This is a genomic window from Ferrithrix thermotolerans DSM 19514, from assembly GCF_900128965.1.
Lineage (GTDB): Bacteria > Actinomycetota > Acidimicrobiia > Acidimicrobiales > Acidimicrobiaceae > Ferrithrix > Ferrithrix thermotolerans.
The window spans coordinates 56,321-70,179 of the sequence record NZ_FQUL01000008.1; the positions used below are offsets into that span (position 1 = coordinate 56,321).

General features: G+C 50.3%; 10 protein-coding genes. 5 read left to right on the forward strand and 5 right to left on the reverse strand.

The annotated features are described in order from the left end of the window. Window positions 1–14 precede the first annotated feature (14 nt). Entirely contained in the window at window positions 15–1,181 is a 1,167-nt protein-coding gene (locus BUA24_RS04325; RefSeq protein ID WP_072789070.1) for a pyridoxal phosphate-dependent aminotransferase, read from the forward strand. 481 nt (window positions 1,182–1,662) lie between these two features. On the opposite strand, the gene BUA24_RS04330 is transcribed toward BUA24_RS04325, so the two are convergent. Continuing rightward, on the reverse strand, window positions 1,663–2,391 hold the full coding sequence (locus BUA24_RS04330) for an SGNH/GDSL hydrolase family protein (protein ID WP_072789071.1): 729 nt from the start codon (window positions 2,389–2,391) through the stop codon (window positions 1,663–1,665). 268 nt (window positions 2,392–2,659) lie between these two features. Between BUA24_RS04330 and BUA24_RS04335 the strand changes: the two genes are divergently transcribed. The 3 genes from BUA24_RS04335 to BUA24_RS04345 all read left to right on the forward strand — a co-directional run bounded on the left by BUA24_RS04335 (window position 2,660) and on the right by BUA24_RS04345 (window position 6,982). After that, window positions 2,660–4,660, forward strand: coding sequence for an MFS transporter (locus BUA24_RS04335; protein ID WP_084660184.1), 2,001 nt, complete (start codon window positions 2,660–2,662; stop codon window positions 4,658–4,660). A 220-nt stretch (window positions 4,661–4,880) separates the two neighbouring features. Continuing rightward, window positions 4,881–6,371, forward strand: a complete 1,491-nt coding sequence (locus BUA24_RS04340) for an APC family permease (RefSeq protein WP_245790291.1) — start codon at window positions 4,881–4,883, stop codon at window positions 6,369–6,371. Window positions 6,372–6,487: 116 nt separating this feature from the next. Further along, complete coding sequence (locus BUA24_RS04345) at window positions 6,488–6,982, forward strand: DUF6933 domain-containing protein (RefSeq protein WP_072789073.1); 495 nt, start codon at window positions 6,488–6,490, stop codon at window positions 6,980–6,982. Between the two features lie 299 nt (window positions 6,983–7,281). Here BUA24_RS04345 and BUA24_RS12425 read toward each other — a convergent pair whose 3' ends face one another. Both BUA24_RS12425 and BUA24_RS04350 read right to left on the reverse strand, forming a co-directional pair. Beyond that, window positions 7,282–7,437, reverse strand: coding sequence for a hypothetical protein (locus tag BUA24_RS12425; RefSeq protein WP_178138700.1), 156 nt, complete (start codon window positions 7,435–7,437; stop codon window positions 7,282–7,284). 36 nt (window positions 7,438–7,473) lie between these two features. Beyond that, window positions 7,474–8,934 carry an NAD(P)/FAD-dependent oxidoreductase gene (locus BUA24_RS04350; protein WP_072789074.1) on the reverse strand — a complete coding sequence of 487 codons (1,461 nt, stop codon included), beginning with the start codon at window positions 8,932–8,934 and terminating at the stop codon, window positions 7,474–7,476. A 321-nt stretch (window positions 8,935–9,255) separates the two neighbouring features. Here BUA24_RS04350 and BUA24_RS04355 point away from each other — a divergent pair, with 321 nt between their 5' ends. Continuing rightward, window positions 9,256–11,220 carry a M13 family metallopeptidase gene (locus BUA24_RS04355; RefSeq protein ID WP_072789076.1) on the forward strand — a complete coding sequence of 655 codons (1,965 nt, stop codon included), beginning with the start codon at window positions 9,256–9,258 and terminating at the stop codon, window positions 11,218–11,220. Window positions 11,221–11,629: 409 nt separating this feature from the next. Here BUA24_RS04355 and BUA24_RS04360 read toward each other — a convergent pair whose 3' ends face one another. Both BUA24_RS04360 and BUA24_RS04365 read right to left on the reverse strand, forming a co-directional pair. After that, window positions 11,630–13,186: an AAA family ATPase gene (locus tag BUA24_RS04360; protein WP_072789088.1), complete on the reverse strand. Its 1,557-nt coding sequence runs from the start codon at window positions 13,184–13,186 to the stop codon at window positions 11,630–11,632. Between the two features lie 410 nt (window positions 13,187–13,596). Next, on the reverse strand, window positions 13,597–13,779 hold the full coding sequence (locus tag BUA24_RS04365; protein ID WP_143146383.1) for a hypothetical protein: 183 nt from the start codon (window positions 13,777–13,779) through the stop codon (window positions 13,597–13,599). Between the last annotated feature and the right edge of the window lie 80 nt (window positions 13,780–13,859).

Sequence of the window (13,859 nt, forward strand, 5' to 3'; positions counted from 1 at the left end):
GCTATCATATCCTTGTGTCTTTTGGTAACCCCTTTCTCGTATCCAGAATGCAAGGATTTGACACAACGATCTTTGCTACTATGTCTGAGCTGGCCGCTAAGAGAGGGGCTATCAATCTAGGGCAAGGCTTTCCCGACTTCGATGGTCCTGAGCCTATAAGAGATGTAGCCGTGGCTGCAATCCGTGAAGGTCGCAATCAGTACCCTCCTGCCAGGGGTATTTTGCGGCTTCGGAAGGCGATCTCTTACCACCAAGAGCTCTTTTATGGTCTAAAGTATGATCCTGAGTCGGAGGTGTTAGTAACGGCTGGGGCCACTGAGGCTATCGCTGCATCGCTTTTGGCGCTAATCGAACCCGGAGACGAGGTCTTAGTCTTTGAACCCTTCTACGACTCCTACCAGGCTGCCATAACCATGGCACAAGGGGTCGTCGTGCCAGTACCCCTCGATCAGCCGAGCTGGAGCTTTGACGCTGATCATCTAAAGAGCCTGGTAACAGATAGAACCAAGGCTGTGCTCATCAACACCCCACACAACCCCACCGGAAAGGTCTTCACGGAGCACGAGCTGGGCATTCTGGCTGATCTGTGCGTACGCAACAACCTCATAGCAATCACCGATGAGGTGTATGAACATCTGGTCTTCGAAGGCGCACACATCCCCTTGGCCACATTTCCAGGGATGAGAGATAGAACCATAACCATCTCATCAGCAGCCAAGACGTTCTCCTTGACGGGATGGAAGATCGGGTGGATATGTGCGACCCAACAGCTGTTGGATGCAGTACTTACGACCAAGCAGTTCCTCACTTACGTCAATGGCGGACCGTTTCAAGAAGGCATTGCCTTTGGCTTAGAAAACGGAACCACATTTACCTCTCAGATATCTCAGACTCTAAAGCCTCAAAGAGACGTGCTGATCGAGACACTTCGAAAAACCGGTCTTGCTGTGTGTGATACCGCTGGAACCTACTTCGTCGTCACAGACATATCAGCATTAGAGTCGTACGACGCTACATTGTTCTGCATGGAACTCCCTAATAAGGCTGGCGTCGTAGCTATACCCATGGAGGTATTCTATAAAGATCGCGGTCGCGGTAGGACCTTAGTCAGGTGGGCATTTTGCAAATCACCTGCGACGATGGCAACCGCAGTTGAGCGCCTACTTGCTCTTGAGATCTAGATGCCTCACGAAAACTCCTCGCCGAGACACAGTCAGAGAGTGAGCCGACTAACTACGAGGTCTGCGCACCTGACTACACTACGACCTAGGTGGGACTCTGCTTCAGTCGTTGGAGTATCTAGAATAACTCTAAGAACCTCCCAGCACAGGTTGCCCCAATTGGCAAGAAATTCATCATCTTTGACTTACTTAGCGCTGTCAGATATTCACTTGAAGCTGAACCAGCAGCTTTCCTTCCGCTGATAATGAGTTCGCCACGAAGCGGAAGTTACTTGCTTGTACTTGTCAGACCTTTTAGAGTAATTCGAAGTTCTTATATCAACCATAAGTTATGAGATGACCCAATTCGATGTAAGGGTATGGCTTTAGCCTACCTACTCACTAGCAACACTCTCGCAACAGAGAGGGTAAGACGTACGAGAGGTGAAACCTGTTAGCTTGGACTGTGACGCCAAGTTCCAATTCACGTGTACAAGATCGCTTAAGCTTTACGAGCGCATCTAGCTCCGCTTTCCATCAAATACACCTTAAGCCACGGACCGATCTCCTTCCAAAATGCATAGCGCCACAACCCGTAACCTTTTGCGTTTGGGTGAAACAGGTCAGCCGAGTAAGCCAACATCGAGTTACAATCTTTGGTCACAGAATAAAGATCGACCAGGTGCATCCCTGTATCTGCAACGCAGCGATATACGACGTCGTTCATGGCCATCACCTTCTTTGGTCTTCTCACTCTGCCTCCGAAATAAGGGATATTGGAGACAAAACTGCCTTTAGGCAACCGAGATAAAAGATCAAAGAAGTCAACCGCAAAGCTGTCCACGGAGTTCTTAAGCACATCGTTTCCACCGACGCCCAGTGTTACAAGGTCGAAGGCTTTCAAATCCAACGCATTTAATTGATCTTCTAGAACCGATCTCGCCGTGGCTCCTGAGATACTCAAATTTGTACACGAGACACCCCCCTCTACCTCGGCCTCCAGAGACTGCTTTAGCTGGTAGACGTAACCTTTCCTCGGATCGAAAGATCCAACAGCCTGTGCTGCCGAGTCTCCAAGCGCTAGATATCTAAATGCACCCACCCGTTGCGACTCTTGGTCCCAAAAGACTCTGTGAGACTCAACGCTTCTCCTCAGGCCGAGAAGAGAAATAACCTCTAAGGTAGAGACCGAAACGACGGTGGCTTTGAACAAACTCTTGGTGAGACTCATGGTTTCAAAGGCTCAGTATAGAGACCACCCAGTGTTTCGCCCCGTTCATTCAAAGCTAATGGTACAAAAAGAGCGTTCCAACAACTTGATCACACATAGCAAACTCTTGCACCATAACAGGACGACGAGGGGAACACTAAGGGCGAATTCAGTTTGCGGGTGTGCTATTGACGGAGGGTCTATTACAAGTTACCATGTCGTAACTAGAACTTTAGAACTCTAGTCTGCACGAGCCGGGGGGCTTTAGCATTGAGCTTGGGGGGTTTTTATGACTACCACCGATATAGGTATGCAATCAGGCGCTAGTCAGAACCGAAACGGTTTTGTCTACAGACTTACACACAGAGAACTAGAACACTACCCACGAATAAAACCACGATCCATACAGCTCGCAATTGTGGTAATTTCCACCATTGCGCTGTACTACGAGTCATACGTCGGAGGTTCGGTCTCCACACTGCTTCTTCAAAAGCTCGGGATGAGCTTTACGTTCTACGTGGTAGCAATCGCCATCGGGAACTTAATTGGCGCCTTTGGATCGCTAGTAGCTGGAGTCGCCGACCGCGTCGGACGGGCAAACCTTGTAGTAACGGGACTGCTGGTGACAGGGCTAGCGACATTGTTCCTGATACCAGCAATGACATCAAAGTGGCCATTTATACTATCGACCTTCTTAGTCGGAGTCATAGAGGGAATCGCCTTGGTAGCAACACCGGCACTCATAAGAGACTTCTCGCCACAGACCGGAAGAGCTACCGCTATGGGTCTTTGGACAACAGGTCCAGTGCTGGGAAGCCTCGTTGTGGCTGTCGTCGGCTCTGCTACTATCACAGCGACTACTCAGTGGCAGACAGAGTATCGAATCTGCGGAGCAATAGGACTTTTAGTCTTTCTAGTCGCTCTATTTGGCATGCGAGAGCTCTCTCCAAGACTGCGGGACCAGTTAATGGTGTCCACTAAAGATCGGGTTCTTATCGAGGCCAAAGCCAAAGGCATAGACATCGAAGCCTCTCTGGCACATCCATGGCGTCAAATGCTCAAAGCAGACATAATTATCTCTGCACTTGCGGTCTCTGTAATGTTGCTGATCTACTATACAGCTGTCGGATTCGGCACAATTGTAATGACAACGGTCTTCGGCTTCTCTTTGAGAAACGCGAACGGAATCGCCAACTGGCAATGGGGGGCAAACGCCGTAGGACTCATAGTGATCGGCATTATCTCTGACAAGCTCAGAGTAAGAAAGCCACTTATGATCTTTGGTGCCGTAGGCGGTACGGTATTAACCGTCATCTTTATTGGGCTTTTAGGCAAGACTGTGTCTTACTACGAGATGGCACTCATTCTTGCTACGATATCGGTCTTCCTGGCCTTTGCATATGCACCCTGGATGGCCAGCTTCACTGAAACCGTCGAAGCCCGAAACCCTGCGCTCACGGCTACAGGACTTGCAATTTGGGGATGGACACTAAGGATGGTCGTATTTGTATCATTCCTTATCTTGCCCCTTATAGTCACATCGGTAACTCCACTTGTATCTTACGGAGCTAAGGTCAAGGCTTATGCAAACCAGTACAAAGAGCAGATCGCCTTTGCGGAAACGCACGCCTCACTAATCAGTTTTGCCAAGACCCATGCGTCCCTGATCGCCTTCGCAGAGACGCACCCACAGATAATTGCGACGGCTACGAAATATCAGACACAGTTAGCCAACGCCCAAAGGTTCGCACCTGAGCTTTCGGTAATTGAACATAACCCGACTATTTTCTCCCAGCTGGCCAAGTACACTAACCCGTCTCAGATTCCGTCTTCGCTAATTAGCCAGGCGATCGCTGCTGCGGGAGGTGGCGCTAAGGGCCAGCAGATAGTGGGAACAATCGCTCAAAACGCTGCAGCGATCGACGGGGTCATAGCGGTCGCACCTCAACTTCAGACGTTGGCTCCCTATACTACACAGCTAAAGGAACTGGCGGCTAACGCTTCAGAGTTCCAGCAGTTGCAGGCAAACGCCGCCCAGCTTAATCAGCTCAAGGCCGTTGCTCCAGCACTTACCTTCTTGCAAGAGCACGCCACCGCAGTGGTCAACGCTGCCAAGAATGGTCCTAGTCAGTGGAAGACCTGGTACTGGATCTGCGTAGCAGCCTTCATATTCTTTATGCTCTCGGTGCCGCTTATGAAGGGACGTTGGAGTCCCGCCAAGGCCAAGAAAGATGAGGAAGAGCATGAGAACATGGTCCAAGAGGAGCTCAAGCAGCTGCATCTCGTGTAAATGAACCGAAAGAGCAGAACCAAAGGAGCTTACCTTGGTTCTGCTCTTTCTCATTTAACTCTTCATGCGGCTCGCACGCAAAGATTACTTTCTCAGATACTCCCCGTAGACGTAATAAATCCGACTTATCTCGAGTCAAATTTCAAAACTTTAACACAAAAACGCGTCCGAGGCACTCTCGATAACGTACAATTTGCTAAATATCCATCGAAGCAAGATATTGGGGGTAGATAAGTTGACCGACGGAGTAGCTAAGCCAGAGTTAAAGCGAGGAGCAATAGGGCTTAGAGAGGTTACCTTCCAGAGCATCACTGCTATGGCGCCAGGAGCAGCCGTCGCTGCATCCATACCCGCTGGAGCCGCTTTTGCAGGAGGGGATCTTCCGCTTTCGGTACTTATTGCCCTTATTGCGAGCCTCCTAACCGCTGTTTCTATTGGAGAACTAGCCAGTCGGATTCCTTCAGCTGGATCGCTTGCAGCCTACGGCGCAAAGGCTATACATCCTATCGTTGGATTCTTTATTGGATGGGGATATATCTTCGTCTACGCACTAGTTCCGGCCCTTGTCTTCTTACAGCTCGGCTTCACCGTAGCCGGCACCTTATCCACAGAGATTCACGGTTATCCCGCAAGCCTTTGGTGGCCCTGGTCACTTGCCGGCATGGGAGTGGTATTTATAATCAACTACCGAGGAATCACCACTTCCGCTAAGACCGGAACAATCTTGGGAGCGATTGAGATAGCTGTCTTCGGAGTGCTCGCAGTCCTATTTATCGCAAAAGCTGGCGGACACAACACTTTGTCAGTCTTTGGAACCAGCTACACACCTAAAGCCTTTCACGGAGTCACTGGAGTAATCGCAGGATCTGTATATTCACTACTGGCCTTTGCAGGCTTTGAGGCGGCAGCCCCCTTGGCTGAGGAGGCTAAATCTCCCAAAGTAACGATCCGAAAGGGAATATTGGCGGCGACGGTGGGGATCGGGATCTTCTACGTCTTTACCACATACGCTGTCACGGTCATATACGGGCCAGGTAAGTTTGCCAACTTCAACTCCGCGTCTTCTTGGCAGGGCTTGGCTCAGAGCATGTTTGGTTTGTTTTGGATTCTTGTCTTCTTCGCGATCATCAACTCCACCCTTGCCAACGGCAACGCTGGCACCAACGTATCGACCAGGATGTCATACGCCTTGGCACGTGTTGGTGTCTTTCCCGGGGCGCTCGCAAAGATAACCCCAAGGTTCCAGACGCCAAAGAACGCAAACATCATTCAGCTTATCGTCTCCGTTGCAGCCGTTTTGGTTCTCGGTCTCTCTTATAACCCGGTAAATGGATTTGCGCTCGACGGCACCATTATCACTATCGTAGTCGTAGCAGCGTACATCCTCATGAACGTGTCTGCGATCGTGTACTTCCTTCGACACGAAAAACGCAACTTCAAGTTCTTTACCCACCTGTTTGTACCGGCGTTAGGAGTCTTGGTACTAATTCCGGCGTTGTTTGCGGGTGCTGGGGTACCAGTGTTCTCCTTTATCTCTCCACTGCCCGCCCCCATATCATACGCTGGTCCAGTCGTAGGTGTGTGGCTAGTTCTGGGAGCGGTGTTCTATACCTTCAAGCGTAAGACCGCCCCTGAGTCTCTCATTGCTATCTCAGAGGTCTTTGGAGAGGAAGGGGGCGAGGTTCATCTATCACAAAAGACAGCTCCATAAAGTTAGAGACAACCCAGGATCAAGCGTTTCCCCCAATCACGAGGTTAGGTCTCTATATTTAGAACTAGAATCACGCAACGTCCTATAGATTTAGGTTTTGTGATTGGGCACGCATAATGATTCTTTGTTGTACTTTGAAGCTACGAAAAGTGCTGGACCCCAGCGAAAATATCTTGAGCGATCTGGAACCATCTCCAAACGAATGGTACGCAAACTTGATATGGATCCAAGGACGCAAGTGCCTGCTAGCGTCTCACGCTGGGACTATGTTTAGTGTCTTTGCGCCCGACATTCGTCTCTCTGATATACGCCCCATTGGCAAATTTCTAGTTCCGCTCATAGAGGCCCAGTTGGATTCGGAGAACCTAGATCGGCAAACCTTCGGCCAACTTGACCCAAGTTGCGTCGTGGTTACATCAACAGCGGATCGTAGCGTTCTTGGACGAATGACCGACTTAGCTCTTTCCTGTGAATACATAGTGGAACGAGATGGCGGGCTAAAAAACATCGATCTAAAGGATCTCCACTATTTCATTCAGCGAAATATCACGAACTTAGCCGACTATCAACAACCAGTAAAACTAGCTGCGGAGTGGGGGAAGGAGGACTGAACGGAGCTAACACCTTTTGATCGATCTAGGCGTTACACATTTTCTTGACTTTTGCTCAGATCTAAACAGGTTCGCTTCCAGATCAAGTACTTTCCCTTGACACCCGCCAAATGTGCGCTTATTCGACCTTTACATTACTTGTTCCTGAATCCAAATCTTCCGAAGGATTCCCCTATCGACTCTCATCCATCCCAACAAAGACGCTACGAAGTCGGGCCTACCCTACATCTTTGTGGGAAGGCCCGACTTCGTAGATGGATTAATATGTCTAACAGGTAGCGATCGGGCTGTTCCTAAGCCTACTCTTCGTGACCCTTTAGAACCATCTTAAGCATCCTCAGTGCAAAGATACCGAATCGCACAACCTGAAAGACAACGTTCGTACGAGCTTTAAGCGTCATCTTTGTAGGCAACGGGGCCTCGCTGATCGCCTTGTCAACGTCTGGAAGTTCCATTTTCTCTCCTATGTCCAACTTTCCTTTGCTTCCGTCCTATTCAGGAATAAAGTGCCAGCCTGGAAGGGCCTTCGCCTTGTAGATAAAGAGATAGTGTAAAAGTAGCTTCGTCCAGTGGGCTCCAAGTCCTATCTCACCGGTCGTCTCCTTGATGTTTCGGCCGCCTGTCTCTGGATACTTCACGAAGTCCGGCACCACGGGAGACATGGTCATCGCAGCTGCCGTTCCCTTTGCTAAACCTGTCCCTGCTGAGGCAACGCACGCTGCACCCATGGAAGCCATCGAGGCTCTATGGGCAAGTGTATGATCACCTGTTTCTATGCGGCTTACGATCGTCTCGGCTACAGTCCTTCCCATGACCCCCGACGGCATGCCAGTGCGTGGAGGCGCAGGCGATATCGGAGTCCCGTTGGGTGAGAACCGGGGCATTGATATTGGATGGGGTGGAGCAAAGGCAATTCCTACACCAAAGAGGTTATCGTAAAACGGGCTCTGATAGGTGCTCGGCCAGTCCTCTGCTCGCCACTGGTCAAAACTCTTCTGAGAGTAGTCGGCATCGACCTTCAAAAACCCATTAGGAGCAAACAGTTTGTCGGTGATGTCATCTCCATTTCTATCCAAAGCAGTAAGACCGACGCCTTTGAAAGGCGGAAGCAGCATTGCAAAGTCGAACTCGATGCTTCCCTTCGTACCGTCCAACTGCTCGTAGTGCAGAACTCCTTGTTCCACACGCTCCACGTGAGCACCGACGATGGCCTTTACGTTCCTCTCTCTAAAGAGAGACTCAGTCCAAATCTTGGAGTTAGTCACAAACCCTTTAGATGCAAACTGCATCCCTCCAACACCGAAGTCACCCAACTCGTACTCGTTGGTTATGTAGATAACCTCAGCAAGGTCCCGTACCTTGTTGGCGCGCAACTCATGCTCGACGTTGAACGCGTACTCAAAGGCAGCACCCTCACAGGTACAGGTTCCATGACCGACTCCAATGACGAGGGTTTGGGGTATGCCCTGCTTTAGCTTGTCGATTACTCTTTCGAGCTCCAACGCCGTCTTAGCAGCGTGATCTACAGTGCACACAGACAGGGAGTAGCCGTCTGGGCCGAGTCCAGGGGTTGCCTCGAAGTTGAGCTTCGGTCCAGTAGCGTTAATAAGGTAGTCGTACCTGATCTCTTCGACCTCTCCGTAACGATCAGGATCTGTATATATTATCTCCACATAACCCATACCGTCTTTTAGGTCTCCTTCGGGATGAATTACGGTTGCACGAGCCTGCCTGAAGTCGATGCCCTTCCTCTTGTACACCGGACGCAATGGGAAGGTCACCTCTTTAGAATCCATCTTCCCAACGCCTACCCAGATGTTCGATGGAATCCAGTTCCACTCCGAGTTAGGCGATACCACGACAACCTCATCGTGACGCTTTAAGTCCTTCCGCAGATAAAGCGCTGCTGTGTGTCCAGATATACCAGCCCCTAATACGACGACCCTTGCCATCTCTATTGTCTCCTTCTAAGTGCCACTACCCTACGCCCAAAGGGCAAGCACGGAAACTCAGTCGGCTAGTCAACCCATCTTGCGGAAACGTTCGCAAAGTACAAATCCCCCACCGTGAGGTTGGCTGTCTTTCCTAATTCCGTAACATAAAAACAAAGTTAACGATTCAAGAGATATACCCCCATGGGTATATGTGTCTCAGTTCACATGAAGCAAGGTATTTCCTTAGAACTTCTACTTGACCTACACCTCTTGATCAATCACGCGATGCGTCCTATGGACTCTCAGCACTAAGAAGCCAAGTGCAGTTAGGATTGAGGTATGACTAAGCGCTCCGGCATCAACTTGGAAGAGACAGATCCTAGCATTCCTCCACAGGACGACCTCTTTGGACACGTAAATAAGAAGTGGATAGAGTCCACGGAGATACCCCCTGACAAGTCCTCATACGGTACCTTCCACATACTGGCAGAGAACGCCGAGATCGCCCTACGCAAGGTTCTAGAAAGTCTTAGGGACACCGAAGATCCCGAAGAGATAAAGATCAGAGACCTCTACAAAAGCTTCATGGACGAGTCCACAGTAGAGTCTCTAGGATCTAAGCCGATCGCAGGGTTCCTTGAGTCTATAGAACAGGTAGATACCATAGAACAGTTCCTAGAGCTACTAGGAAGCCTTCAAGGTCAAGGGGTATCGGGCATCTTTCAGCTCTTTGTCGACCCCGATCCGGGAGACCCGAATCGATATCTAGTTCTAATTGAACAGTCGGGGATAACACTTCCGGACGAACGGTACTACAGAGAGGATCACTTCACCCAGGTTCGTCATTCTCATAAAGAACACATCTCTAAGATGTTCGCGCTTGTGGGCCTAAGCGAGCCAGCCGAACGCGCCGAGCGAGTGGCCGGGCTTGAGCGAAAGATCGCTGCATCACACTGGGATAACGTATCGTGTCGTGACTCTATAAAGACCTACAACCTCGGATCCTGGTCCGAGTTTGAGGCCAACTACACCAAGCTAAAGGATGAAAGAGCACTTGATCCGTGGTTAAAGGGCTTTGATGCCCATCCCGACTCACTAAGAGAGCTTGTTGTTCGCCAACCATCGTTTCATATTGGAGTAGCTCGGCTACTTAGCGAGGAAGCTCTTCAAGATTGGAAGGATTGGTTGCAGTGGCAGATAGTACATGGTGCAGCTCCTTATCTTTCCAGTAGTTTCGTCGAAGAGAACTTCAACTTTTACGGGAAAACGCTTAGCGGCGCCAAAGAGCTTCGTCCAAGATGGAAGCGAGCCGTTGCGATAACTGAGGGGCTAATGGGCGAAGCTCTCGGGAAAATCTACGTGAAAGAGCACTTCTCGCCCGAAGCGAAGAGGCAGATGGAGAAGATGGTTGACTATCTCCTGAAGGCCTATGAACTGAGTATAAAGGAACTTGCCTGGATGAGCGAGGAGACTAAAAACAGGGCGCTTGAGAAGCTGAGTAAGTTCACCCCAAAGATAGGGTATCCACACAAGTGGAGGGACTACTCAAAGCTAAATATAAAGGCAGATGACCTGTGGGGTAATGTTATGGCGGGAGCTAAATTCACGATGGATCGTGAGTTCTCAAAACTAGGCAAACCTGTCGACAGATCCGAGTGGTTTATGACTCCACAGACAGTAAACGCATACTACAACCCCAGTTTCAACGAGATAGTCTTCCCTGCTGCCATCTTACAGTTCCCTTTTTACGACCCAGAAAGAGACGACGCCGCCAACTACGGTGCGATCGGAGCTGTGATAGGACACGAGATCGGTCATGGCTTTGATGACCAAGGCTCACACTTCGACGGGGACGGAAGGCTGTCAAACTGGTGGACCGATAAAGACCGAGAGTCCTTTGAGATGCGAGCTAAGTCCCTAATCGATCAGTACAGCTCCCTAGTACCGCGCCAGCTCAAGGATCACTACGTAAACGGTGCCCTGACCATCGGTGAGAACATCGGAGATATCGGGGGACTGGGAATAGCCTGGAAAGCCTACCAACTTTCTCGGAGCGAAGCAGAGGATCAAGAGATAGATGGGCTTAGTGGAGCGCAGCGATTCTTTCTCTCTTGGGCTCGGGCTTGGCGAGAAAAGCAGAGGGACGAGGAGTTGGTAAGAAGGCTGGCAACCGACCCCCACTCTCCCGCCGAGTTTCGGTGCAACCAGGTCGTGAGAAACCTAGACGCATTTTACGAAGCTTTTTCGGTTACAAAGGAGGACGCCATGTGGATGGATCCAACAAAGCGTGTAACTATATGGTAGCTGGGAGAGCATCTCGCTCTCGCATCTGAGCCGTTCCACTCCCACTGCGCTCTCTCGTTAGCTCTTTGGCAATGGTACGACGCTCGTGGGAAGTTGGGATATCCTCCTAGAGAATTGCATTGAGCCCGAAAACACATCTTCGCCTAAAGCGTTTTATCAGCAAAGCATAGATCGAACCTCTAATCACTTAAAGCTAAAGTTTTTGACTTAGATGAAACGGTACTGTTTAGGTAAAGCGTGGTGATGCTTACTGGTAAAGGAGTCCCAAAGCCTAACTATCCCGTCGCACCCAAGTAAAATTACGCGGAGATCGCTATGTGGAAGGGGGATAGTAAAGAGTACGCAAGCCGCAAATGGAATAGACGACGATACCGACGGCCGTGAGGGATAGATCCGATTTGGATTTTTATCACCACATAGTTTCCTGGTTCCCCTTGTAACGCCATCGCTCTACAACAGCCAAGATCTCTCTGGAATACTGTGCGACTCTTAGCGTGCCCATACCCTTAACCTTTGCAAGTTGGTCATCGGTGGCTGGCAGGGTCGCAGCTATCTCCTCCAAAGTTACATCTGGTGCCACGACATAGGGTGGGACCTCATCGCTGATTGCTCTGTTTCTTCTCCACCGCTTTAGGTCTTCTAGAAGTGTCCGATCGACAGGCTCAGTACTCCCAAGAGAGTCAAATGGTCTCGTCTGCTCTAACTGGTAGTCTGTCAGCTCGACCTCTAGGCTCTTTGCGCGTCTTGCTATCGTCTGGTCGAACTCAAATACCCTCGGATCTAACCGAAGTGCCATATCGTTGAACCCTCTTAGAACCAGACCCGAGAGTCGACGAACCCTTGAGAGCGCAACGTACCCCATCCCGAAGGTGAAGGCACGGGAGAGGTCTATCTCCGCCGCATCAAGGCTCATACCTTGGCTCTTATGGATAGTTATCGCCCAGGCTAGGGCGAGCGGAATTTGCCTGATCTCTGCTCGTACCACCCCCTCTTCTTCTACCTGCCAGGAGACAGGTTCAACGGTGATATACCGTTTATCGTTCGCCATCTCAACCACAGGGAACCGGTCTTTGAGATCAACAACCCTTCCCAAGGAGCCGTTTACATAAAGACGCAAGGGGTGGTTAGCTACAAACATTACTTCAGCACCTAATTTTAGCTCAAGGCTCTGAGGTGCAAGTACGCCACGTAACAGCTGTTGCAGGTATTGGTCGGATCCACTGTACTTCATGGTAAAGAACCTGGACTCGCCAGCGAGCTCGAGAAGGCGTCTTTGATTGATCTTATCGACGTCGACGTGGTGGCTGTATAGCCTCGGAGGGTCCAAAGAAGCGTCTTCAAGGCGGGCACCCACCCTGCTGCTTAGCATGTCTTTGTGCCGACCTCGAAGTTCCCCTCTTCGCATGGCTTCAAGAATTTCTCTGAGCTCGTCGTCTCCCTGCCTGTGCTGCTCTGTCAAATAACAAGGATCTGGATCTAAGTTACGCCACGACGAAGATGAGAAGGCAAACTGAGCCTCTCCCCCTTTTTGTACCGGAGGGAGCTGAAACATGTCCCCGACGAGCACCATCTGGACATCCCCAAAAGGAGCGCTAGAACCGCGTACCTCAGATAAAAGGACGTCCAACATGTCGAGGAACTCACCAGACAACATCGACACCTCATCGATCACGAGCACGTCGGTCCCAAGAAGACGCCGAGCATATAGATCCTTTGAGGCGATCTGCTCTATGTCTTTTGATGTGAGAGAGGACCTGACCCCTATGCCGGACCAGGAGTGAATCGTCATACCAAAGATGTGAGTGGCAGCTATGCCGGTCGAAGCGGTAACCGAGACAACCTTCCCAGACTTTCTGGCTAGCTCAACAAACTGCCTTACAACATAGGACTTGCCAGCACCGGGCGGTCCGGTTAGGAAGCAGGAACGACCCTCCATTAACGCTGTAAGCGCCTGTGCCTGTCTCATGGTATCAGACTACCCAGCCAACACCATCATCATGGGTCCCTCGATCAAAGACCGCCACCACTACCAAAGCCATCAACAGGCCCACCACTGCCACCGTCAGAACCGCCGATCGTACAGCTTCCATAACCGACACTCGTTAAACGGCTAGCCGAGGCTAGAGATGGAGCTACAACGAGAGACATAACCGTTATTCCAGAGGTGATTAATGCAACAACATCTATTCGCTTTAGCAATCATCATCTCGTATGTCGTAGTACCCAGTTATGGGCAGTACGTGATCGTACTGATTGGCTTGAGGCTGAACATGGAGAGTGTCTTTGGCCTCGGTTGAAGAAGTTGCTGAATAGGACTCGAATCGGTGTCGCGAAACTTAAACCACTGAACGCTACACAACAAGTTATTGGCACAGATCACGTAGGAGCAAGAGAGCTATTGGTATTGGGCGAGCTAATGATGAAGTTCTTGGCATGAAGAAGCTCTAAGGTAGACGGCCAAAGGTTGTAACCGATCTCCTGTGCGTTCTCACCTCCAAAGACTGAGATCGCATTTCGATTTGTCCCAAGCCAACTTTGGCTCTTCTGAGGGGTCCCCAATAGCTGATCCACTGTCTCTGTGAGTTCTGCCTTTGGTTATCGTTGTTGAGAGTATTCCCCTACCCATCCTGCTCGTCTTT

What these genes read in the sequence shown, in the direction of transcription:
- BUA24_RS04355 (WP_072789076.1), top strand. Translation starts at nt 9,256, where the DNA reads ATGACTAAGCGCTCCGGCATCAACTTGGAAGAGACAGATCCTAGCATT.
- BUA24_RS04335 (WP_084660184.1), top strand. Translation starts at nt 2,660, where the DNA reads ATGACTACCACCGATATAGGTATGCAATCAGGCGCTAGTCAGAACCGA.
- BUA24_RS04350 (WP_072789074.1), bottom strand. Translation starts at nt 8,934, where the DNA reads ATGGCAAGGGTCGTCGTATTAGGGGCTGGTATATCTGGACACACAGCA.
- BUA24_RS04345 (WP_072789073.1), top strand. Translation starts at nt 6,488, where the DNA reads ATGATTCTTTGTTGTACTTTGAAGCTACGAAAAGTGCTGGACCCCAGC.
- BUA24_RS04360 (WP_072789088.1), bottom strand. Translation starts at nt 13,186, where the DNA reads ATGAGACAGGCACAGGCGCTTACAGCGTTAATGGAGGGTCGTTCCTGC.
- BUA24_RS04330 (WP_072789071.1), bottom strand. Translation starts at nt 2,391, where the DNA reads ATGAGTCTCACCAAGAGTTTGTTCAAAGCCACCGTCGTTTCGGTCTCT.
- BUA24_RS12425 (WP_178138700.1), bottom strand. Translation starts at nt 7,437, where the DNA reads ATGGAACTTCCAGACGTTGACAAGGCGATCAGCGAGGCCCCGTTGCCT.